The sequence below is a fragment of the Actinoplanes sp. NPDC051388 genome, assembly GCF_055586225.1.
The window spans coordinates 784,509-805,591 of record NZ_JBVJIP010000002.1 but is presented as its reverse complement, the minus strand read 5'-3'; the positions used below and the strand labels follow the sequence as shown (position 1 = coordinate 805,591).

Genomic DNA, 21,083 nt, shown 5'->3' with positions numbered 1-21,083 from the left:
GTGACGAGCTCTTCTCGTCTGGGCCTAAGAGTCGGACGCCGGTGTTGTGAAGCGAGGTTTGCCGCCGGTGCAGGTGAGTATCAGATTTTAGATCTTGAAAGCGCCGACGAGGGTACGCAGTTCCTCGGCGGCCCGGGCGACCTCGCCGCTGGCCTCCCGGGTCTGGTTCACGCCCTGCACCGCGCTGGCGCTGGCGTTCGAGACGTCCGAGATGTTCGCGGCGATCCGGCTGCTGCCCGACGCCACCTCGCTGATGCTGCGGCTCATCTCGGCGGTGGTCGCGGTCTGCTCCTCGACCGCGCTGGCGATCGTCGTCTGGTAGTCGTTGATCTTCGCGATCACCTCGCTGATCCGGCTGATCACCTCGACCGCCCCGCTGGTGTCCTGCTGGATCTTGGTGACCCGGGCGCCGATGTCCTCGGTCGCCCGCGCCGTCTCCTGCGCCAGATCCTTCACCTCGGACGCGACCACCGCGAAGCCCTTGCCCGCGTCACCCGCCCGGGCCGCCTCGATCGTCGCGTTCAACGCCAGCAGGTTGGTCTGCTCGGCGATCGAGGTGATCAGCTTGATCACGTTGCCGATCTCCACCGACGAGTCGCCCAGCTGGCGGACCGTCTCGGTGGCCCGCGCCGACTCGGACACCGCGACCGCGGCGATCTGCGCGGCCTCGCTGGTGTTGCTGGAGATCTCGCGGATGGACAGGCCCATCTCCTCGGAGCCGGCCGCCACCGTCTGCACGTTGCGCGAGATCTCCTCGGCCTCGGCGGAGGCGGAGGTGCTCTGCAGGTCGGTGTCGTTGGCCGCGTCGGCGATCCGGCCGGCCACCGAGGAGAGCTGGGCGGCCGAATTGGCCAGGGTGTCCGCGTTCGCGCCGATGCCGGCCAGCGATGTGCGGATCGAGTCGAGCGCGCCGTCGAGCCCGGCGGCCATCCGGCCGACCTCGTCGCGGGCGGTGATCCCGCTGCGGGCGGTCAGGTCGCCCGCGCCGAGCGCGTCGATCACCAGGCCGAGGCGGCGCACCGGGCGCAGGATCGAGCGGGCCACCGGTACGGAGAAGCCGATCAGCAGCAGCGCGCCGAGGATGCCGATGCCCTGGGTGAGCCACCGAGTGCGGCTGACCGCGGCGGCCATGTCCGAGCGCTCGGTGGTGATGTCCGCCTCGAGCTGCTCCTTGAGTGCGTCGATCTTGTCGTCCGAGATGTTGTTGCGCTCGGGGATCTCGTCGATGTTCGCCAGCGCGGCGTTCCGGTCGGTCATCGCGGTCTTCACGAAGTCGGCCGCGAAGGTGCCGAACGAGTCGATGTCGGGCCGCAGGTCGGCCAGCCCGGCGGCGAGGCCGGCGGGCAGTCCGGCGGCGGTCACCGCGTCGGCGGCCTCGGTCGCCGACACCACGTCGTCCGCGACGTCGCCGGACATGTCCTGGCCGAGCAGCGACCGGTACATGTCCACCTTCAGCTCGGACTGCCGGGTGTCCAGGTGGTTCAGCGTGGCGAGTCCGGCCTCCAGGCGGCGCACGTTCTCCGCCTGGCTCACCGTCTCGCGCTGGCCCAGCCACGTGATGATCGACAGCGCCATCAGCGCCACCATGCCGCTCAGCACGATAAGGCCAAGACGCTTGGCAACACCGAGTTCGGCCAATCGCGACATCTGTGTCTCCTCGGGAACGAGCATTGCCGGGTACCCCCAATCTTTCAGCGCTGCCCGCTCATTCATGGCCGTTTTGGTGGATTAGGTCCGCAACTCATCTGCACTTGCGGCGCACCCCGGCCGGCATCCCACGCTCGGCAGCCTGTCCCGGAGAGCACGCGTCCGCGTGCCAGGGAAGGAAACACATGAAGGCCCGACATCAGCGCCGCATCGCCCTCGCCCTGCTCACTGTCGTCGGCATGGTCGGCACCACCCTCGCCGCGAGCGCACCCGCCGTGGCCGCGGAAAAGGTGGCCGGCACCGGATACGTGAAGACCGGCGGCACCGGGCTCAACATGCGCACCCTGCCGTCCTCCTCGGCCGCGACGACCGGACGTCTGCCGGACACCAACCGGCTCCTGATCATCTGCCAGGTCCGCGGCACCCAGACCGTGGCCGGCACGGTGCGCACCACGAACCTCTGGGACAAGCTGATCAACGGCTACTGGGTCTCCGACGCATATGTGGACCGCGCCAAGTTCCCGATCCCGACCTGCCCGAACGCTGTGACCGCGCCGCGCACCTGGACACAACCGGTGAAGGCGAGCCTGGTCAGCGGTTTCCGCACCACGGTCCGCCCGGCGCACGACGGCGTCGACCTGGGCGCCGCGCGCAACACCCCGATCCGGGCCGCCTCGTCCGGCACCGTGATCCGCGTGGTGTGCAACGCCTCCACGAACAACTGCGACGTGGACGGCAGCCGCTCGATCTCCGGATGCGGCTGGTACGTCGAGGTGCAGCACGTGCTCAACTACGTGACCCGCTACTGCCACCTGGTGCGCAAGCCGTCCGTGGTGGTCGGCCAGAACGTGGTCACCGGACAGCTGCTCGGAAATGTCGGCACGTCCGGCTCGTCGTCCGGCCCGCACCTGCACTTCGAGGTCCACACCGGAACGCCGGCCACGAAGGCCAACGCCACCGACCCGATCCGGTTCATGATCGCCCGCAAGGCCCCGCTGGGCTGACCGGCTCCCGGGCAAGAAGCGCCCCGCCGGCGATCCGGCGGGGCGCTTTCTCTTGCGGTGCTTCACTCGGCCGGCGGCCGCAGCGTGCGGGTCAACTCCTCGACCACCTCATCGGTCGGCGATGCCGCCGCGCGGTTGGCCTCCTGGAGCTCGCGATAGACCTCTTCGCGGTGCACCCGAACGTCCTTGGGCGCCTGGATGCCGAGCCTGATCACATCACCCCGGGCCTCCAGCACGGTGATCACGACGTCGTCGCCGATCATCACGCTTTCGCCGGCCCGTCTGGTCAGCACGAGCACCCGCAGCCCCTTTCCATCCGTGGACAGGACCGATGCTTGCCCGGGTGTCTAGTCCTTCTTGGACAGGATCGCGCGCACCGGCATCTCGGAGCCGGCCAGCACGACCTGGCACGCCATCCGGTTGACCGTGTTGATCACGATCGGCGCCATCAGGTTGGCGGCGGTGGCGTCCCGGTCCGCGGTGATCACCAGCATGGTGATCAGGTCGTTGGCGTCGGGGTAGCCCAGCAGCGCCAGCGACTCGTCCGGGATCTCCGGGGTGTAGCCGTCGAAGAACGGGTCCGGCGGGACGACCAGGAAGCGGAGCTCCGGGTTGTCCAGCGAGGTGAAGGCGTAGAGGAGGCCTTCCTCGTTGAGCCGCACCAGGGCGAACCGCCGGTGGGCCGGGAAGCCGGGCATCGGCGCGGCCAGGTGGATCGTGGGGATCGACGTGATCATTCGTTCCTCGATCGGTCGGGACACTGCCTGTGTGCTGCTCATGGTCACCTCAAGAAATCGATGAGCGAGGGCTGGATCACCTTGGCCGAGGCGGCCAAAGCTGCCTGGTACGAGGTCTGCTGAAGCTGCATCTCCATGATCGTTTTCGGCAGGTCGACATCCTCGATATCGGACAGCTGCGACGTCACGGTCAGCAATCGATCCTGTGCGGACTGCTTCATCTGCTCAAGGCGATTGTATCGAGCACCAACATCCGAAAGAGTGGTTTTCAGCAGATTGCTGGCGGTGTCGAGCTTGTCGAGGTTAGTGCTCACGGCCGTGCCGTCTCCGTCCCGAAGGCCGTCCGAAATGTTCTTCAGCACCGTGAAGAGCTGGGTGTCCCCTTCGCCGAACGCATCCGGTCCAGAGCTGTCCACCCGCACCTTGGAGCCGGCGCCGACGGTCCGCGTGGTCTGCCCGTCGTCGCCGACGAAGCTGCCGTCGGGCGTATAGGCGACCTCGCCGGCGGTCGTGCCGCCGAACACCGGACGATCCAGATACTTGGTGTTCGCATAGCCGATCAACGACTCGCGAATCTGATCAATCTCGGACGCCAGCGCATCCTTGGCCTGCTGGTCGATGGCCCCGGCGTTGAGGCCGCGGACGGTCAGGTCGCGGGCCCGGTTGATCAGCGTGGACGAGGTGGAGAGCGTGTCGTCCAGAGTGCCGAGCCAGCCCAGGCCGTCGTCCGCGTTGCGCGAGTACTGCTGACTGGCTCGCACCTCGCCGCGCAACTGCAGCGACGAGACCGTGCCGGTCGGCGAGTCCGACGGCCGGTTGATCGTCTTGCCGCTGGAGAGCTGCTGCTGGATCTTCTCGCCCTTCGCGATGTTCCGCTGAAGGTTGGCCAGCACCCGGGTGTGGATGCTGCCCTCGGTGACTCTGCCGCCGATCGCCATGTCCTGTTACCCCTTTACCTTCCGACCAGGCCGGTGCGGTTGATGAGCTGGTCGAGCATCGAGTCGATGGTGGTCAGCACGCGGGACGCCGCTTCGTAACCGCGTTGGTAGGTGAGCAGGTTGGTCATCTCCTCGTCGAGGTTGACGCCGGACTGCGCCTCCCGGGACGCGTCCACCTGCTCGGTGACGGTGGCCTGGATCTCGGCACGCCGGCCCGATGCCTGTGCGGCCACGCCGAGCTGGCCGATCATGGCCTGATATTCGCGGTCCGGGCCCTCGATCGACTCGCCGAGGTCGGCCAGCTGATCGGCGATCGCGTTGTTCATCGTGCCCGGCGCGTCGGATACCGCCACCTGGTCCGGGTCGGTGACCGCGAGCCGGATCGTGCCGGCTGTGATCGGGCCGCCGGTGCTGCTGTCGAAGAAGTCCAGTCCGGTGGTGCCGTCCAGGCTGAATCCGCTGCTGTGCAACGCGTTCACGCTGTCCGCAAGGTTCTTCGCCACCGAGTCGAGCGCGTCCGAGATGGCCGGGATGATGGTGGTCATGGTGTCGGCCATCGCGCCCATCACGCCACCGGCCTGCGCCGGGGTCTTGGTGTCCGCCCAGCGCAGGGTCATCGGGTCGACGCCCTGGTCGTCCAGCCGGGCGGCGCCGGAAACCTCCAGCTTGCGCGTGGTGAACTCACTGACCAGTGTGGAGTTGCCGACGAAGACGTCGACCGCGCCGTTCTGCCGGGCCGAGGCGCTCGCGCCGGTCAGCTCGGACAGCCGCATCACCTGCAGGTCGCGCCGGTCCTCGAGTTCGTTGACGGTCAGCCCGGAGGCCTTCGCCTTGACGATGCTGTCGTTCAGCTGGGCCACGGTGTCCGCCGCGGTGTTGACCTCGCTGACATAGGCGGACAGCTGCGTGTGGTTCTGGGACCACTGTGCCGCGAGTGCGCTGTGCGCGGAGTTGAGCCCGTCCGCGGCGGTCGAGGCCTGCTGGATCAGCGTGGACCGGGTGGCCGCCAGTTGCGGGTTGTTCGCGACGTCGTTCCAGCCGCCCCACATGTCATGCAGCTGTGCCGCCAGCGCGGTGTCGCTGGGCTCGGCGAAAACGTCCTCGATCGCGGAGTACGCCGCGGTCTGCGTGGTCAGGTAGGAGCTCTTGCCGTGCTCGGCGCGACCCCGGTTCTCCAGGAACTCGTCCCGCAGTCGCTGCACGTCGGAGACCGCCACGCCGGTGCCCAGGCCGTCGGTCTTCGCGTACATCGCCGCCGAGAGCGAACCGACCTGGGACTGCATCTCGGCGCGTTGCCGGGTGTAGCCCTCGGTGTTCGCGTTCGCGATGTTCTGACCCGTGACGTCGAGGGCGCGACGTTGCGCGTAGAGCGAGGTCAGTGCGGTGTTGATGCCCCCGAAGCTGCTTGCCATCAGATCGCCTCGTCCACCAGGCTGGGGCGGCGTAGGCCGCCGGTGACGGTCTGTCCCTGCCGGCCATACGTTTCCACGGTTCCGGCAAACGCGAGCATTGTTTCGCGAGCTGCCCGCTGCCCCGCGGTGAGCAGGTCCCGGTTGGCCTCGGCCATGCCGCTGATCTCGGAGGTCAGCGTGAGAAACGCCTTGCGGTGCTGGTGCAGCAGCTCGGACCAGGGCGACGGCGCGGCGTCGGCCATCTGGCCCAGCGACGCCTCGGCCGGCAGGCCCAGCTCGACCGCCACGGCCTGCGCGTAGGCCGCGCGGGCCACTTCGGTCTGCCGGATCTGCTCCAGCACCACTTCGACCTCGCGGGTGGCGTGTGCCAGCCAGCGCGACCGGTTCGCGGCGAGCAGGAGCTGCTCCTCCTCCAGCTTGAACAGCAGCAGCTCGAGCAACTCGCGAGATCGCCACAGGACGCTGGACAGGTCGGTCAGGCTCACGCCGGTCCTCCGTCTTCCGTTTCGGTCACGGGGTTATCCACCGCTCACCGGACAGGTCGGCAATCGACATACGACTCTGAGGATTTGGGGCCCATTCGGTTGCAGGTCGGTGCGCACCGTTTTTTCTCGTTTCGAGAACAGGTGCGAACAAGTCTCGGATACTTCTCATGACTCTCAGCAATCGGCCGATCACTCAGGGCGTAAGCCAACGGTTCACGGATGAGCCGGGATCGGACCCGCACTCAAGGAGGAAAATCAAATGGGTCTTCGCATCAACCAGAACATCGCCGCGCAGAACTCCTACCGGAACCTGTCGATCACCGACGGGCAGATGTCGAAGTCGCTGGAGAAGTTGTCCAGTGGTTTCCGGATCAACCGGGCGGCGGACGACGCGGCCGGCCTCTCCATCTCGGAGGGCCTCCGCTCCCAGGTCGGTGGCCTCAAGGTCGCGGTCCGCAACGCCCAGGACGGCATCAGCGTCGCGCAGACCGCTGAGGGCTCCCTGAACGAGGTGCACTCCATCCTGCAGCGCATGCGTGACCTGTCGGTGCAGGCGGCCAACGGCGGCGCCAACGATGACGACGCCAAGGGTGCTGCGCAGAAGGAGTTCGCCCAGCTGAACGAGGAGCTCGACCGGATCGGCACCACCACCTCGTTCGGCAAGAACAAGCTGCTGGACGGCAACTACAGCGGCGAATTCCAGGTCGGCGCCAACAGCGGCGAGACGATGACCATCGACATCGGTGAGGTAAGCGCCACGGCTCTGGGCACCGACGTTCTCGACCTCGAGACGGACGCGTCCGGCGCCATCGGCACGCTCGACGACGCCATCCAGACGGTCTCCGACCAGCGCGCCGACCTCGGTGCCTACCAGAACCGGTTCGAGCACACCATCAACAACCTCAACGTCGCCGTGGAGAACCTGTCGGCGTCGGAGTCCCGCATCCGGGACACCGACATGGCGCAGGAGATGGTCTCCTTCACCCGGAGCCAGATCCTGACCCAGGCCGGCACGTCGATGCTGTCGCAGGCCAACCAGGCCTCGCAGAACGTGCTCTCGCTGCTCCGCTGAGCCAAGTCCCGACTCGGCTACCCAACAGCAACCGGTAGCAACTAACTGAACACCTCGCACGACCGAACAGGTTGAGGGCGGCTGGCAGACGGCGCCGGCCGCCCTCCTCACATCTTCTTCGCAGCATCTTCTCTACCAGCGCACGACCGGCAGAAAGGGGACGTCCGTGGCTACCACTGTCGACGGCCTCGTCAGCGGCATGAGCACCTCCACGATGATCAGCCAGCTGATGCAGATCGAGGCGGCTCCGCAGACGCGCCTCCAGACCAAGGTGTCCAACGCGCAGTCCGTCGTGACGTCCTACCAGTCGGTCAACACCAAACTCGCCGCCCTCAAGACCGCAGCCGACGACCTGAGCCAGCTCTCCACCTGGCGGTCGATCAAGCCCACCTCCTCGTCCACCGCGGTCACCGCGGCGGCCACCCCCGGCGTGACCAGCACCCAGACCGGCAGCCTCACCTTCGACGTGGTCAAGCTCGCCAAGGCGCAGGTCTCCACCGCTCGCGTCGACTCCGCAGCGGACATCACCTCGGGCGACTCCTTCGAGATCACCGTCGGTGCCGGTGACCCGGTCACCATCGACCTGGCCGGCGACCACACCGCGCAGGGAGTGTCGGACGCGATCAACAATGCCGGCATCGGTGTCAAGGCGTCGGTCGTCAAGACCAGCACCGGCGACAGCGTGCTGCAGCTCACTTCGACCAAGACCGGTGTGGAGAACGGCTTCACCCTCAGTGGTGTGGACTTCGAGACGAAGACCGCGGTCGCGGCGCAGGACGCGCAGTTGCAGGTCGGCGGCGCTGAGGAGGACGGCGGTTACTCCGTCACCAGCAGCAGCAACACGTTCACGAACCTGATGAGTGGCGTGACGCTCACCGCCACCAAGGAGGAGACGGGCGTCAACATCTCGGTCACCTCCGACACCGGCGGCATGGCCGACAAGATCAAGGCGATGGTGGACGCCGCCAACGCGGTTCTGAGCGAGGTCACCAAGCAGACCAAGTACGACGCGGCGACCGGCAAGGGCTCGGCGCTCACCGGTGACTTCATGGTCCGGCAGATCAGCCAGACCGTGCTGAGCGCGGTCAGCCAGGGCCAGGCGGACATCGGCAGCCTCAGCAAGATGGGTGTGCAACTGGAGAAGGACGGCACGCTCAGCTTCAAGAAGGCCGACTTCGAGGCGGCATACGCCGCCGATCCAGCCAAGATCCAGACGGCCGGCATCGCCATGGCGGACACCTTCGAGGCGCTGGCCAAGAAGCAGACCGAGAACATCACCGCCGCCGTCACCGGGCGCAAGTCGCTGATCGACTCGATGAACGCGCAGATCGACAACTGGGACATCCGCCTCGAGCAGCGCCGCACGACGCTGACGAAGCAGTACGCGGCTCTCGAGACCTCGCTGAGCAACCTCAAGTCGCAGTCCTCATACCTGTCCAGCCAGCTCGGCTGATCGCTACGAGCAGAGGAACTTGATGTCTTCTTCCGCACTGCGTGACCGATATCTGGCGGACTCGATCAACACTGCCTCGCCCGGCAAGTTGCTGGTCATGCTCTACGACCGCCTGGTGATGGATCTGACCCACGGTGAGACCGCGCTGCGTGCGGGCAATCGCGAGCAGGCAGCGGACAAGCTCACCCACGCCCAGGAGATCATCCTGGAGCTGCGCACCACCCTCGACCTGGACGCCTGGTCCGGCGCGGCCGGCCTGGCCAACCTGTACGGCTTCCTGCTCACCGAACTGATCGGCGCGAACGTCGGCCGGGACGCCGACCGGGTCGCGGCCTGCCGCAAGCTGGTCGAGCCGCTCCGCGACGCGTGGCGTGAGGCCGCCGCGGCGCAGGCCGGCAGCTAACCGAGTCGGGAAGGGTTGCCGGAGTGACTGAGGACTGGCGAAGTGCCTGGGTTGCCGCGTTGGACGAGATGGAAATCGACGTCGCGGCGGCCGAGGCGATGCTGTCCGAGGAACACCGCAACGCCGAGTACGCGCCGGCCGACCTGTGGAAGCCGCCGACCGAGCTCGGCGCCCTGCCGCTCGAGCTGCGTCCCCGGGCCGACGAGATCCTGACCCGCCAGCTGCGCGCCGCCGAGGAGATCGCCCGCCGGATGGTCGCCACCCGGCAGCAACTGGCGATGGGCGCCCGCATCGAGACCGGCGAGGCCGTCAAGCGCCCCGTCTACCTCGACTGCGCGATGTGAGACTTTTCCGCTAACAACCTCACGGCAACCGTTTGACCCTCAGCGGAATCCTCCAGCAGTCGAATCGGATGGTACGAGCGACGGATCGCTCAACGAACCGCCACGGACCGGCGACCTGTTCGACGAGAGGTACCTGCCGTGTTCAACGACGTGTCCACCGCATCACTCAAGGTCTCCGTGGCCGGCCTCAGCGCCCGCCAGACCGCCATCGCGGACAACATCGCGAACATCGAGACGCCGGGATATCAGGCCCGTAAGGTCAAGTTCGAGGAGGCGCTGACCAGCGCCGTCTCTCACGGCCAGTCGCCCGCATCGGTCACGCCGAGCGTGTCCAACTCGCTGGAGCCGACGCGCCTGAACGGCAGCAACGTCAACCTCGACGAGGAGACGCTCTCGCACATCGACACGACGATGCGGTACCAGCTGACCTTGCGTGCACTCGACGGCAAGTACGGCCTGATCCGCGACGCGATCAAGGGGGCCTGACCTAGATGAGCACCTTCAACGCGATCGGCGTGGCCGGCACCGGCGTCACCGTCTACCGCAAGTGGCTGGACGCCGTCTCCGACAACATCGCCAACGTCGACAACGTCACCCGCACCTCCGAGAACGCCTTCCAGGCCCGCTACGTCATCGCCCAGGAGGCGCAGGACGGCAACGGCGCCGAGGTGGGCGGCATCGCCTACGGCAGCGCCGAGGGCAAGCTCTCCTACGAGCCGGACAACCCGCTGGCCGACAGCGAGGGCTACGTCCGCCGGCCGGACATCGACCTGGGCAGCCAGATGGCGCAGATGATCATGGCGCAGCGGGCGTACCAGGCGAACCTGTCTGTGGTGGACCGGGCCCGTGACTCCTACACCGCCGCCATCAACCTCGGGAAGGGCTGATCATGACCTCTCCGATCAGTGCCGTCGGTGGCTTCTCTCCGGTCGACGCGATCACCAAGGTCGCCGAGTCGCAGCGGGCCACCGGCACCCAGGCCACCAGCGGCACGTCCGGCACCGACTTCGCCGGCATGCTCTCGGCCGGCTTGGAAAGCGTGCAGGCGGCCCAGACAAAGTCCGCGGACCTCGCCACCCAGGTCGCCAACGGCACTCTCGCCGACCCGGCGCAGTACACGATGGCCGCCACCGAGGCGCAGCTCGGACTGCAGCTGACGATGGCCATCCGCAACAAGGCGGTGGAGGCCTTCCAGGAGATCATGAGGATGCAGGCCTAAAATGACGGACCGTCTCCCCGCGCCCGTCCGCAAGGCCGGCGACGCCTTCAAGTCCTTCACCCCGGGGCAGAAGGCGGTCACCATCTTCGCGGTGGTCGCACTCGCGATCGGCGGCTACTTCTTCGCCACCTGGGCGTCGACGCCGTCCTACTCCGCGCTGTTCAGCAACCTGTCGAGCAAGGACGCGAGCGCGATCGTCGAGTCGCTGCAGAAGACCGGCACGTCCTATGAACTGGCCAACGGCGGCTCCACCATCCTGGTGCCCCAGGACCAGGTCTACGACCTGCGCCTGCAACTGTCCGGTGAGGGCCTGCCCGGCGAGTCCGACACCGGCTATGCGCTGCTCGACCAGCAGGGCATCACCACCAGCGACTTCATGCAGCACACCAACTACCAGCGCGCGCTCGAGGGCGAGCTGTCCAACACCATCAAGGCGATCGACGGCGTCGAGGCCGCCACCGTGCACCTGGTCATCCCGCAGAAGGACGTCTTCGCGGACGACCAGAACAAGACCACCGCGTCGGTGCTGGTGCAGTCCTCCGCCAGCAAGCCGCTCTCCAACCAGCAGGTCTCCGCGATCGTGCACCTGGTCGCCTCCAGCGTGGAAGGCCTCGACCCGACCCAGGTCACGGTGGCCGGCGCGGACGGCAAGATCCTCTCCACCGGCGGCGGCGCGGCCGTGGCCACCGGCGGGGACAGCGGCGCCGACTCGCAGACCGCGTCCTTCCAGAACCGGCTCAACACCTCGCTGCAGAACATGCTGGACAGCGTCGTCGGCCCCGGGCACGCGGTGGTCACCACCACCGCCGAGCTGGACTTCGACCAGACCGAGACGACCACCAAGACGTTCACCTCGGACCCGTCGGTGGCGGCGCTCTCGGAGAGCATCAGCCGCGAGGCCTACAACAACGGGAACGGCACCGGCACCGGTGGCGTGCTCGGCCCGGACAACATCCAGGTGCCCAACGGCAACACCAGCACCTCCGGCGCCAACCAGTACGAGAACAGCACCACCGTGCGCAACAACGCGGTCGGCGAGGTCAACGAGACCCGCAAGAGCGCTCCCGGCGCGGTGAAGAAGCTGAACGTCGCCGTGCTGCTGGACGCGACCACCGCCGGGACCGTCGACTCGGCCCAGGTGCAGCAGCTGGTCAGCGTGGCGGCCGGCATCGATCCCACCCGCGGCGACTCGGTCGCGGTCGCGGCCATGCCGTTCGACACCACCGCCGCCCAGGCCGCCAAGGATGCCCTCGCCCAGTCCGCCGCCGCGGACACGGCGGCCAAGAAGGAGTCGCTCTACAAGACGGCCGGCATGGCGCTGGTCGTGCTCATCCTGTTGTTCCTCGCCTGGCGGGCCAGCCGGCGGGCCAAGAAGCGCAAGTCGCTCAGCGCGGCCGAGCTCGCCCACCTGGAGCAGATGCAGGCCGCGCTGGAGGCGCAACGGCTCGCCGAGCTGAACGCGTCGATCCCCAGCCCGGCCATCGAGGGACCGAGCCGCGAAGAGGTGGCGATGGACGAGCGCCAGCGTGAGATCGAGCAGATGGTCGAGGACCAGCCCGAGGAGATGGCCGCGCTGCTGCGCGGCTGGCTCGGGGCGAGTCGCTGACCCGTCGCCAACTTCCAAATTCGCCTCGAGGCCTGGCGTGACACAGCGCGAATTTGAAAGCCGGCGCTCGATGGAACCACCCCCTGGTTGGTGAGAGAGGACCGCGTTGACGACCACACCGGCATTGAGCACGACGTCGATGACCGGCCTGCGCAAGGCCGCGATCCTGCTGGTGCGGATGGGCAAGGAGTACTCCACCCGAGTGCTGGCCAGCCTGTCCGAAACCGAGGTCGAGGAGCTGTCCGCCGAGATCGCGCGCCTGGGCAAGCTCGAGCCGGAAGTGGTCGGCGACGTGATCGACGAGTTCTATGCGCTCGCCACCACCAAGCACGCCGGCGCCGGCGGCATGCAATATGCCCGTGAGCTGCTCGAAGGGTCCCTCGGGCCGGAACGCGCGAACCTGATCCTGGACCGGCTGCAGGCGTCCATGCACGACGTCCCGTTCAACTTCCTCAGCCATGCCGACCCGGGTCAGGTGCTGTCCTACGTGCAGCACGAGCACCCGCAGACGATCGCGCTGGTGCTGGCCCACGTACCCTCCGCCCTGGCCTCCTCGATCCTCTCCGGCCTCGCGCCGGAGGTGCAGAGCGACGTCGCGCACCGCATCGCAGTGATGGACCGCACCTCGCCGGACGTCATCCGCCAGGTCGAGGTCGCCCTGCGGCGCAAGCTCTCCACCGTGCTGCAGCCCGACGAACTGTCCACAGTGGGTGGTCTGGATCCGTTGGTGGACATCATCAACCGGGCCGACCGCACCACCGAGCGGCTCATCCTGGAGGCGCTCGAGGCGCGCAGCCCGGAGATCGCCGAGGAGATCCGCCGGCGGATGTTCATGTTCGAGGACATCATCAACCTGGACGACCGCTCGGTGCAGCTGGTGCTGCGCCAGGTGGAGCCGTCCGACCTGGCCACCGCGCTGAAGGGCGTCAACGACGAGGTCCGCGAGAAGGTCACCGGCAACCTCTCCGAGCGCGGCCGGGAGAACCTGCTGGAGGAGATCGACCTGATGGGCCCGGTCAAGGTCAAGATGGTCGAGGAGTCGCAGCAGAAGATCGTCTCGGTGATCCGCGCGCTGGAGGACTCCGGCCAGATCGAGATCCAGCGCGGCGGCGAGCAGGAGGAACTCATTGCCTGAGGGCCCCTATCCGGAGGAGCGCCCACCGGTGCTGCGCGGCTCGGTCGCCGATTCGGCGGCCGCCGCGGCCTTCGGCGTGGACCTGCGCCGCGAGGCCCCGATGGACAGCGCCCCGGTGGAAAGAGCCAAACAACAGGCCAGAACCGCCGGGTACGCCGAGGGCTGGGCGCAGGGCCGGCGGGCGGCCGCCCTGGAAGCCGCGGAGGCCGCCGAGCGGGCCCGCGCCCTGGAACACGCGCACGAGCAGCGCCGGGCGGCGTCGCTGGCGCAGGCGGTGAACGCGCTCGGGCGGGCGGTCACCGGACTCGAGACGCAGCTGATGCCGACCATGCAGGAGTTGCAGGAGGCGGTGCTGGCGCACGCTTTCGAGCTGGCCGAGGCGATCGTCGGGCGCACCGTCGACGACCCCGGGCACCGCGGCGCGGACGCCCTGCGCCGGGCCATGGCGGCCGCCCCCGACCAGGGCGACATCGTTGTCAGCCTGCATCCGGACGATTATCGGAGTCTGGTCGGCACGGCAACCGACGCCGACTACAACTATGGGGGACGGCCCGTGCACCTGCGGCCCGACCCGGGCCTGCGTCCGGGCGACGCGACCGCGGAGACCGGCTCCACCACCGTCGACGCGTCCATCGCCGCGGCCGTGCAGCGCGCCCGGGAAGCCCTCCGCTTGTGACCGATCTGTTTCGCACTCGCATCGACGCCGCCCTCGCCGCCGCGCAGCCACTGTCCCGGGGCAAGGTGACCGGCGCGGTCGGGCTGCGGGTCACCGTCGGCGGCCTGGAGGCCCGGGTCGGCGAGCTGCTGCGGATCGGCGAGGGCGCCGAGGCGATCTTCGCCGAGGTCGCGGCGCTCGACGGCGACCGGCTCTCCTGCCTGCCGCTGGGCCCGATCGCCGGGCTCAGCACCGGTGCGCCGGTGGTCAGCACCGGCGGCCCGCTGCGGGTCGCGGTCGGCCCCGATCTGCGCGGCCGGATCCTGGACGGACTGGGCCGCCCGATGGACGGCGGCCCGCCACTGCGCGGCGATCTGGTCAGCATCGAGGCGGCCCCACCCTCGGCGATGGAGCGCCAGCTGGTCGACGCGCCGATGTCCCTCGGCGTACGCGTGCTGGACACGCTCGTCCCCTGCGGCCGCGGGCAGCGCATCGGCATCTTCGCCGGCTCCGGCGTCGGCAAGTCCACGCTGATGTCGATGATCACCCGCGGCACCTCGGCGGCGCTGAATGTGGTGGCCCTGGTCGGTGAGCGCGGCCGTGAGGTGCGCGAGTTCATCGAGCACGACCTCGGGCCGGAGGGCCTGTCCCGCTCGGTGGTGGTGATCGCGACCTCGGACACGCCACCGCTGGTGCGGCTGCGGGCCGGCGCGGTGGCCACCCGGATCGCGGAGTACTACCGCGACGAGGGCCAGGACGTGTTGCTGATGATGGACAGCGTGACCCGTGCGGCGATGGCCCAGCGCGAGGTCGGCCTGTCGGTCGGCGAGCCGCCGGCCACCCGCGGCTACCCGCCGTCGGTCTTCGCGATGCTCGCCAGCCTGCTGGAACGCGCCGGGCCGGGGGCCCGCGGCAGCATCACCGGTCTGTACACCGTGCTGGTCGAGGGCGACGACCACAACGAGCCGATCGCGGACGCGGCCCGCTCGATCCTGGACGGGCACGTGGTGCTGGACCGCAAGCTGGCCACGGCCGGCCACTTCCCCAGTGTCCAGGCCCTCGACTCGATCTCCCGGGTGGCCAACCGGATCACCGACGCGCAGCAGAAGTCGGACGCCACCGAGCTGCGCCGGATGATGGCCGCCCACCGCGACGTGCGCGAGCTGGTCGAGATCGGCGCCTACGTGCCGGGCACCAACCCGGAGGCGGACCGGGCGACCGCGGTGTGGCCGCAGATCACCGCGTTCCTGCGCCAGGGCCTGGACGAGCGCGTGACGGCCGACCAGGCCTGGCGCGCCCTTCGCGAGCTGATCGCCCAAAGCTAGGGCGCTGCGTTGCAGAACGGGTGCAAGGCCTCAGGCGACCCAGGCGCGGGCCGAATCGGCAGGTGAAGGCCTTGAGGAGGACTTGGTGAATCGACTGTTTCGGCTGGGCCCCGTGCTGCGTGCGCGGAAGGCCCAGGAAGACGCCGCCAAGGGTGCGGTGATCCAGTCACGCCAGGAGATCCGGGAGGCGCAGCAACTGGCCAAGCGGCGCGCGCTGGACCTGACCGGCGCCGAGGCGCCGACCGAGGGGACCGCGCGGGCGATGGTGGCCTCGATGGTGGCCCGGCAGTCGCTCGCGCAGAGCCTCAGCGGCGCGCACCGGATGATCGCCGACGCCGAGGAGCTCACCCGCGAGAAGGTGGCCGAGCTCGGCGACGCCGCCAAACGCCGGCGCGCGGTGGAGATGATGGCCGAGCGGCACGCCGAGACGGTGAAGCACCACGACCTCAAGGTCGACCAGGCCAACCTCGACGAGCTGGCGGTCACCGCGAAGGCGCGCAACGCCGCCCGGGGCCTCGACGGGCAGACCGAGGAGCGGGCCAACCCGATGCGTACGGGGTCGGGCACCGCCGCCGACCGGGAGTCGTCCCGGCGCGACGCGGCCCTGTCGGTGCACGCCACCCGCACCACGAGGATCGATCTGATGGACGCCGCCCAGGCGATCGCGGCCCGGCGTGGCGACCTGGCCGAGGCCGTGCGCGTCGGGGAAGCCGAGGTCGGCGTCGAAGTCGAGACCGAAGAGGAGAACGACGGGAGCCGGAGCCGCGCATGAACATGGGTGTCGCCGGGGTCCTCACCCGCATCTCCGAGTTGCAGCAGCATCTCGGGCTCACCCCTGCGGCCACGACGGCCGCGAACGGCACCACCTTTGCCACCGCGCTCGCCGGCGCCACCGGCACCGGCAGCACCACGAGCACCGGCGGCGGCGTCACCGGGGATCAGATCGTCACGTCGGCCAAGAAATACCTGGGCACCAGATACTCCTTCGGCAGCACCGATCCCAGCAAGGGCCTGGACTGCTCGGCGCTGGTGCAGCGGGCGTACCGGGATCTGGGCATCGAACTGCCCCGGAACTCCTGGCAGCAGGCCAAGGCGGGCACCAAGGTGGACAGTCTGAAGGAGGCGAAGCCGGGCGACATCCTGGCCTTCGACTCACCCGTCGATCACGTCGCCATCTATCTCGGTGACAACAAGATGATCGCCGCCCCCAAACCGGGCGACCAAGTCAAGATCCAATCCGTGTACGAGACCCCAACGCACATCCGCCGCGTGGTCGGCACGCAGTCCGTGGAGACCGCGGCCGCCGTGCGACCGGCCAGCCTGCAGGGCTCCGGCTCGCTGTCCGGCGTCCCCTATGCGGAGATGTTCGTGCAGGCCGGCCACAAGTACGGGGTCTCGCCGAAGTTGCTCGCCGCGGTCGCCAAGGTGGAGTCGGGCTACCACCCGAAGGCGGTCAGCCCGGCCGGCGCGCAGGGCCTGATGCAACTGATGCCGGGCACCGCCAAGGGTCTGGGCGTGCACAACTCGTTCGACCCGGAGCAGGCGATCAACGGCGCGGCCAAGCTGCTGGCGCGCAACCTGAAGGAGTTCAAGTCGGTGCCGCTGGCGCTGGCGGCCTACAACGCGGGTGGCGGGGCGGTGCACAAGTACGGCGGCATCCCACCGTTCGCCGAGACCCAGGCCTACGTGCCGAAGGTGCAGAAGGCGCTCGCCAAGCTGGGCGGCTGAGCCTTTGTTTTCCGGACTTCGAGGAGAGAACCGCATGTCGACGCCGAGTTCCGTCAGCGGGCCGGATCGCCGGGCCGCCACCGAGGTGTCCCGTCGTCCGGGCCAGGGTTCGCGACGGGACGAGGGCGGCGGCGAGGAGTTCGGCAAGGAGCTCTCCGCCGAGCTGGACCGGGCGCCGGGGGGTGAACGTACCGAGCGGAACCGGTTGTCCCAGGACCGGTTCGCGCGCAATCAGGCCGAGCAGTACCGCAACGCGCAGACCGAGGCCGCCCGTGATCGGGCCGCGCAGCAGCGGGTGACCACCGGTCAGAAAGCGGAGGCCGCCCAGGCCGCGCGGGATCGGGCGGCGCAGGACCGGGCGGCGGCCAGGGGCGACGGGTCCGAGCGGACCACCTCGGCTCGGCGGGTCGCCGATCTGGCGGCCTCGAACCGGGCCGCGCGCGCGGATTTCGATCGGGCGGCGGCGGATCGGGTCGACGCCCAGCAGGCCACGCAGCAGGCCGCGCGGGAGCGGTCGCAGGCCCGGGCGGCGGCGCAGCGCACGACGGCCGACCGGATCGGGCCGGCGGCTCCCGATGCGGCATCCGCGGAGCCGGCGGTCACCGATGGCGAGACCGAGGCGGCCGAGCAGACCATGACGGCCCCGGCAACGGCCACCACCACGTCGGCGCCGACCGCACAGACCGGTCCGGCTCTTACGGCCGAAGTGACCGCCGATCCCGCCGCGGCGCAGCCGGTCACCTCCGCATTGGCAGCTGCGGCCGCCGATCTGGCAGCACAGAACGATCTGACCGGCGTCCCGGTGGATCCGCAGACGGCTCCGACGACCGCTACCGAGGCCGCTCCGAAGGGCGTCGCCGGCCAGGCTCAGGCCGCTCAGCCCTCGTCGCCCACACCGCCGACCACGGCCACACCGGCCGCCGCCACACCGACCGCCCAGGCCACCCCCATCGCTCAGGCCGCTTCCACCGCCCAAGCCACCCCCACCGCCCAAGCCACCCCCACCGCCCAAGCCACCCCCACCGCCCAAGCCGCTCCCACCGCCCAAGCCACCCCCACCGCCCAAGCCGCTTCCACCGCCCAAGCCGCTCCGACCGCGCTCGCTGCGCCGGCCACGCCGGCCGCACCCACCGAGGCCAGCCAGGGCGTCAGCCCGCAGGCCGGAGCCGCGGTCGGCGCCGCCGCCCTGGCCGACCCGAAAACCGCACCGCAGCCCACAGCGACGCCGCCCGCCTCAGCGCCCCTCACCGAACCGGGCCCGGCCCCGGTCGCCGCCGCCGGTCCCGGGTTGCCGCCGGCCGCCGACTTCCAAGCCGACCTGGCCGCACAGACCGAGACCACCCCGACCGCGCTGCCCGGCATCACGGCACCGGCCGCACCCGCCCCGACGGCACCGGCCGCACCAACCGCACCGGTGGCCGCGCCACCGCCGCCGTCCCCGGTGCCCGGTCCGCCGGCGACCCAGATCGCCATGCGGATCGCCCCGCTGCGCCTCGAAGCCGACGGCGTGCACCGGCTCACCGTCAACCTGCACCCGGCCGACCTGGGCCCGGTGCAGGTCATCGCCGAGATCCGCAACGGCGAGATCAGCGTGCAGCTGTCCGGCTCGACCGACGCCGGCAACGACGCGCTCCGCAACGCGATGGACGACCTGCGGCGCGAGCTCGCCGACTCCGGCTTCGGAAACACCACATTGGACCTGCGGCAGGGGCCGAATCAGCAGGAGCAGGCCCGTCAGCAGTTCGGTTTCCTGGACTCCGGCCGTTCCGGCGGCGGCGCCGAAGGCCCGGCCGGACAGGCGGAAGTGCGGCCGGACCGCCCCACGCCGACCGACGGCCGGCTGGACATCGAGGCTTAGCCTTCCGTCTGCACCTTGCCGCGCCCGGCTGAAAGCACCGGTGTTCCGCGTTCCGGAGGCACCGCGGGCATAGACGTTGTGCGGTGCCCGCACCGTTTCCGGCCATTCCGCGCGGACTTTCTCGGCCGATTCCGGGTGATGGTCCACGACCACGATCACCTCGTCCGGCCGGTGCGTCTGCGCCGGCGACGACCAGCGTTTCGACCTGTGCGTCGGGATGATGACCACGACGCCGAACGGGCTTTGTCTGCCATGCAGGAAAGCTCAAACGCGCTCGCATGAGAGCCTGCTGCGCGGCCGGTCAATTCAAGATCAAGGAAGTCGCACGAGGTAACCCGATTCATTCCGGCATCCGTGACACCATCGGCGGATGCGGGAGATTGTGGACGGCGTTTTCGAGATCGGCATCGGCTACGTGCACGCGCACCTGGTGGTGGTGGACGACGGCGTGGTGCTGGTGGACACCGGGCTGCCCGGCCGCTCGGCGGAGTTCGGCAAGGCGCTGGCCGGGATCCGCCGCAAGATCGGCGACGTCACCACGATCCTGCTCACCCATCGCCATCCCGACCACACCGGCGGCGTCGCCGAGCTGCAGCGCCGGTCCGGCGCCCGGGTGGTGGCGCATCAGCTCGACACCGCCGCGGTCGAGGGCCGCGAGGACCCGCCGCTGACCTGGATGCAGCGCCTCACCCGCCCGATCGTCGGCGACGCCGAGCCGGTGCCGGTGGACGAGGCGCTGACCGCCGACGGCCCGATCACCGTGCCGGGCTTCCAGGCCCTGCACACCCCGGGCCACACCGCCGGACACGTCTCCTATCTGCTCGACCGCGATCGCGGGGTGCTCTTCGCCGGCGACGCGGCGACCAGCGCCCGCGGCCGGGTCCGCCGCTCACCGGGCGTGATGACGATGGACACCGCCACGGCCGCGGAGAGCCTCACCCGCCTGGCCCAGCTGAAGTTCGAGGTCGTCGTGTTCGGCCACGGCAAGGCCGTCACGTCCGGCGCCGCCGACAGCTTCCGCGCCCTGGCAAGCTGAAGCCCAGACGAACTGATCGCCCTAGCGAGCTGAGCGCTGGGTGGGCGCGCCGTGCGCGACCGTCTCCGGGCGCAGCCGGGCCGTCGCCCGGGTCAGCGTGCGCTTCGCCGGCGCCAGTCGATGCGGGGCCGCGACCAGGCCATAGCGGATCAGGTCCGCGGCGCGGGGCCGGGGCACGCCGGTGAGCTGGTAGCCGTGCGACCGCAGGCGGCTGCCCAGCGCCGCCTCGCACAGCGCGATCTCGTCCGGGCGCAGGCGCTGCCGCCAGCTCTCGATCCGGCCGGTGGTCACCGGCGCGTGGGTGCGCTGATGCCAGGTCTTGAACTTGGGCACCGCGACGTCCGCCACCGACGACGGCTCGGTCATCGCCGGGTCGAAGTCCTCGCCGAGATAGGCGCAGAGCCGGCGCAACTCGGCCGCCGGGTTCTCCACCAGGTCCTCGTAGCGCAGTTCATGCCACTGATCCGGGGGCAGCCGCCGGGCGGCCCGGCGGGCGTCGTCCACGGCCCGGGCCCAGGCCGCGATGGTGCCGTAGACGTCCTCCCGGTGCCAGGACATCTCCTTCAGGGAGGCCACGCAGGCCCGGCCGTCGCGCACCACGTTGACGATCTGCGCGTCCGGGAACAGCCGCAGCAGCACGTCCAGATTCTGGATGTACGCCGGCCGCTTGTCGCCCCACCGAACCTTGCCGAAGCGGTGCGCGTACCCCCGGAAGACGGCGCCCAGCGCCGAACCCAGCGTGCCGGGGCCCTCGGTGATCTCCCGGACGATCTCGTCGCCGTCCAGGCCGAGGTCGGCGAAGCGGCTCGCCTTGCGGCCGACGATCCAGCGGGCCAGGATCTCGCGGTTGGCGCTCCGGCGCAGGTCGCCGAACTCGCGCCGGCGCCAGTAGGCCTCGAGCAGGAACCGGGTCTCCGGCGGAATGGCGATCCGCCGATGCGCGTGCAGCATCAGCTGGAGCATCGTGGTGCCGGACCGCGGGCAGCCGACGACGAAGATCGGGCGGACGGTGGTCATGATCACCTC

At 69.7% G+C, this 21,083-nt stretch carries 23 protein-coding genes; 16 read left to right on the top strand and 7 right to left on the bottom strand.

Going from position 1 to position 21,083, the window contains the following annotated elements; translation table 11 throughout:
• Window positions 1-87: 87 nt before the first annotated feature.
• Entirely contained in the window at window positions 88-1,647 is a 1,560-nt protein-coding gene (locus tag ACZ6TI_RS08090; RefSeq protein WP_465344243.1) for a methyl-accepting chemotaxis protein, read from the bottom strand.
• 185 nt (window positions 1,648-1,832) lie between these two features.
• On the opposite strand from ACZ6TI_RS08090, the gene ACZ6TI_RS08085 reads away from it, so the two are divergent.
• Complete coding sequence (locus ACZ6TI_RS08085; protein WP_465344242.1) at window positions 1,833-2,651, top strand: M23 family metallopeptidase; 819 nt, start codon at window positions 1,833-1,835, stop codon at window positions 2,649-2,651.
• 62 nt (window positions 2,652-2,713) lie between these two features.
• On the opposite strand, the gene csrA is transcribed toward ACZ6TI_RS08085, so the two are convergent.
• Genes csrA through flgN form a run of 5 tightly spaced genes read right to left on the bottom strand, consistent with a single transcriptional unit; the run spans window position 2,714 to window position 6,223 of the window.
• Window positions 2,714-2,950: a carbon storage regulator CsrA gene (gene csrA / locus ACZ6TI_RS08080; protein ID WP_465344241.1), complete on the bottom strand. Its 237-nt coding sequence runs from the start codon at window positions 2,948-2,950 to the stop codon at window positions 2,714-2,716.
• A 48-nt stretch (window positions 2,951-2,998) separates the two neighbouring features.
• Complete coding sequence (gene fliW / locus ACZ6TI_RS08075) at window positions 2,999-3,430, bottom strand: flagellar assembly protein FliW (RefSeq protein WP_465344240.1); 432 nt, start codon at window positions 3,428-3,430, stop codon at window positions 2,999-3,001.
• A 2-nt stretch (window positions 3,431-3,432) separates the two neighbouring features.
• Complete coding sequence (locus ACZ6TI_RS08070; RefSeq protein WP_465344239.1) at window positions 3,433-4,326, bottom strand: flagellin N-terminal helical domain-containing protein; 894 nt, start codon at window positions 4,324-4,326, stop codon at window positions 3,433-3,435.
• 14 nt (window positions 4,327-4,340) lie between these two features.
• Window positions 4,341-5,738 (bottom strand): flagellar hook-associated protein FlgK, encoded by a 1,398-nt coding sequence (flgK, locus tag ACZ6TI_RS08065; RefSeq protein WP_465344238.1) that lies wholly within the window; start codon window positions 5,736-5,738, stop codon window positions 4,341-4,343.
• Window positions 5,738-6,223 carry a flagellar export chaperone FlgN gene (flgN, locus tag ACZ6TI_RS08060; protein WP_465344237.1) on the bottom strand — a complete coding sequence of 162 codons (486 nt, stop codon included), beginning with the start codon at window positions 6,221-6,223 and terminating at the stop codon, window positions 5,738-5,740. Before flgN ends, flgK begins: the two co-directional genes overlap by 1 nt.
• A gap of 259 nt (window positions 6,224-6,482) precedes the next feature.
• On the opposite strand from flgN, the gene ACZ6TI_RS08055 reads away from it, so the two are divergent.
• The 15 genes from ACZ6TI_RS08055 to ACZ6TI_RS07985 all read left to right on the top strand — a co-directional run bounded on the left by ACZ6TI_RS08055 (window position 6,483) and on the right by ACZ6TI_RS07985 (window position 20,057).
• Window positions 6,483-7,295: a flagellin N-terminal helical domain-containing protein gene (locus tag ACZ6TI_RS08055; RefSeq protein WP_465344236.1), complete on the top strand. Its 813-nt coding sequence runs from the start codon at window positions 6,483-6,485 to the stop codon at window positions 7,293-7,295.
• Between the two features lie 166 nt (window positions 7,296-7,461).
• Window positions 7,462-8,748, top strand: coding sequence for a flagellar filament capping protein FliD (gene fliD, locus ACZ6TI_RS08050; protein ID WP_465344235.1), 1,287 nt, complete (start codon window positions 7,462-7,464; stop codon window positions 8,746-8,748).
• Between the two features lie 22 nt (window positions 8,749-8,770).
• On the top strand, window positions 8,771-9,151 hold the full coding sequence (fliS, locus tag ACZ6TI_RS08045; protein WP_465344234.1) for a flagellar export chaperone FliS: 381 nt from the start codon (window positions 8,771-8,773) through the stop codon (window positions 9,149-9,151).
• 23 nt (window positions 9,152-9,174) lie between these two features.
• Complete coding sequence (locus ACZ6TI_RS08040; protein ID WP_465344233.1) at window positions 9,175-9,495, top strand: hypothetical protein; 321 nt, start codon at window positions 9,175-9,177, stop codon at window positions 9,493-9,495.
• Between the two features lie 138 nt (window positions 9,496-9,633).
• A complete protein-coding gene (locus ACZ6TI_RS08035; protein WP_465344232.1) occupies window positions 9,634-9,981 on the top strand; it encodes a flagellar basal body rod protein FlgB in 348 nt (115 codons plus the stop codon).
• A 5-nt stretch (window positions 9,982-9,986) separates the two neighbouring features.
• On the top strand, window positions 9,987-10,382 hold the full coding sequence (locus ACZ6TI_RS08030) for a flagellar basal body rod protein FlgC (protein ID WP_465344231.1): 396 nt from the start codon (window positions 9,987-9,989) through the stop codon (window positions 10,380-10,382).
• A gap of 2 nt (window positions 10,383-10,384) precedes the next feature.
• Entirely contained in the window at window positions 10,385-10,714 is a 330-nt protein-coding gene (gene fliE, locus ACZ6TI_RS08025; RefSeq protein WP_465344230.1) for a flagellar hook-basal body complex protein FliE, read from the top strand.
• 1 nt (window position 10,715) lies between these two features.
• Complete coding sequence (gene fliF, locus ACZ6TI_RS08020; RefSeq protein WP_465344229.1) at window positions 10,716-12,320, top strand: flagellar basal-body MS-ring/collar protein FliF; 1,605 nt, start codon at window positions 10,716-10,718, stop codon at window positions 12,318-12,320.
• A 106-nt stretch (window positions 12,321-12,426) separates the two neighbouring features.
• A complete protein-coding gene (gene fliG / locus ACZ6TI_RS08015; protein WP_465344228.1) occupies window positions 12,427-13,455 on the top strand; it encodes a flagellar motor switch protein FliG in 1,029 nt (342 codons plus the stop codon).
• Complete coding sequence (locus ACZ6TI_RS08010; protein WP_465344227.1) at window positions 13,448-14,131, top strand: FliH/SctL family protein; 684 nt, start codon at window positions 13,448-13,450, stop codon at window positions 14,129-14,131. The genes fliG and ACZ6TI_RS08010 overlap by 8 nt, the downstream gene beginning before the upstream one ends.
• Window positions 14,128-15,435: a FliI/YscN family ATPase gene (locus ACZ6TI_RS08005; RefSeq protein WP_465344226.1), complete on the top strand. Its 1,308-nt coding sequence runs from the start codon at window positions 14,128-14,130 to the stop codon at window positions 15,433-15,435. Before ACZ6TI_RS08010 ends, ACZ6TI_RS08005 begins: the two co-directional genes overlap by 4 nt.
• Before the next feature lie 85 nt (window positions 15,436-15,520).
• Window positions 15,521-16,207 carry a flagellar export protein FliJ gene (locus ACZ6TI_RS08000; protein ID WP_465344225.1) on the top strand — a complete coding sequence of 229 codons (687 nt, stop codon included), beginning with the start codon at window positions 15,521-15,523 and terminating at the stop codon, window positions 16,205-16,207.
• Window positions 16,204-17,163 (top strand): transglycosylase SLT domain-containing protein, encoded by a 960-nt coding sequence (locus ACZ6TI_RS07995; RefSeq protein ID WP_465344224.1) that lies wholly within the window; start codon window positions 16,204-16,206, stop codon window positions 17,161-17,163. Before ACZ6TI_RS08000 ends, ACZ6TI_RS07995 begins: the two co-directional genes overlap by 4 nt.
• Before the next feature lie 34 nt (window positions 17,164-17,197).
• Window positions 17,198-19,021, top strand: a complete 1,824-nt coding sequence (locus ACZ6TI_RS07990; RefSeq protein WP_465344223.1) for a flagellar hook-length control protein FliK — start codon at window positions 17,198-17,200, stop codon at window positions 19,019-19,021.
• A 370-nt stretch (window positions 19,022-19,391) separates the two neighbouring features.
• Complete coding sequence (locus ACZ6TI_RS07985; RefSeq protein ID WP_465344222.1) at window positions 19,392-20,057, top strand: MBL fold metallo-hydrolase; 666 nt, start codon at window positions 19,392-19,394, stop codon at window positions 20,055-20,057.
• Window positions 20,058-20,078: 21 nt separating this feature from the next.
• Here ACZ6TI_RS07985 and ACZ6TI_RS07980 read toward each other — a convergent pair whose 3' ends face one another.
• The gene (locus ACZ6TI_RS07980) at window positions 20,079-21,074 is read right to left on the bottom strand and encodes a sulfotransferase family protein (protein ID WP_465344221.1); all 996 of its coding nucleotides are present in this window, start codon (window positions 21,072-21,074) and stop codon (window positions 20,079-20,081) included.
• Window positions 21,075-21,083 lie beyond the last annotated feature (9 nt).

What these genes read in the sequence shown, in the direction of transcription:
- fliW (WP_465344240.1), bottom strand. Translation starts at nt 3,430, where the DNA reads ATGAGCAGCACACAGGCAGTGTCCCGACCGATCGAGGAACGAATGATC.
- flgK (WP_465344238.1), bottom strand. Translation starts at nt 5,738, where the DNA reads ATGGCAAGCAGCTTCGGGGGCATCAACACCGCACTGACCTCGCTCTAC.
- fliE (WP_465344230.1), top strand. Translation starts at nt 10,385, where the DNA reads ATGACCTCTCCGATCAGTGCCGTCGGTGGCTTCTCTCCGGTCGACGCG.
- ACZ6TI_RS08090 (WP_465344243.1), bottom strand. Translation starts at nt 1,647, where the DNA reads ATGTCGCGATTGGCCGAACTCGGTGTTGCCAAGCGTCTTGGCCTTATC.
- ACZ6TI_RS07995 (WP_465344224.1), top strand. Translation starts at nt 16,204, where the DNA reads ATGAACATGGGTGTCGCCGGGGTCCTCACCCGCATCTCCGAGTTGCAG.
- ACZ6TI_RS08070 (WP_465344239.1), bottom strand. Translation starts at nt 4,326, where the DNA reads ATGGCGATCGGCGGCAGAGTCACCGAGGGCAGCATCCACACCCGGGTG.
- ACZ6TI_RS08055 (WP_465344236.1), top strand. Translation starts at nt 6,483, where the DNA reads ATGGGTCTTCGCATCAACCAGAACATCGCCGCGCAGAACTCCTACCGG.
- fliS (WP_465344234.1), top strand. Translation starts at nt 8,771, where the DNA reads ATGTCTTCTTCCGCACTGCGTGACCGATATCTGGCGGACTCGATCAAC.
- ACZ6TI_RS07980 (WP_465344221.1), bottom strand. Translation starts at nt 21,074, where the DNA reads ATGACCACCGTCCGCCCGATCTTCGTCGTCGGCTGCCCGCGGTCCGGC.
- ACZ6TI_RS08030 (WP_465344231.1), top strand. Translation starts at nt 9,987, where the DNA reads ATGAGCACCTTCAACGCGATCGGCGTGGCCGGCACCGGCGTCACCGTC.
- ACZ6TI_RS07985 (WP_465344222.1), top strand. Translation starts at nt 19,392, where the DNA reads ATGCGGGAGATTGTGGACGGCGTTTTCGAGATCGGCATCGGCTACGTG.
- ACZ6TI_RS08085 (WP_465344242.1), top strand. Translation starts at nt 1,833, where the DNA reads ATGAAGGCCCGACATCAGCGCCGCATCGCCCTCGCCCTGCTCACTGTC.
- fliF (WP_465344229.1), top strand. Translation starts at nt 10,716, where the DNA reads ATGACGGACCGTCTCCCCGCGCCCGTCCGCAAGGCCGGCGACGCCTTC.
- ACZ6TI_RS07990 (WP_465344223.1), top strand. Translation starts at nt 17,198, where the DNA reads ATGTCGACGCCGAGTTCCGTCAGCGGGCCGGATCGCCGGGCCGCCACC.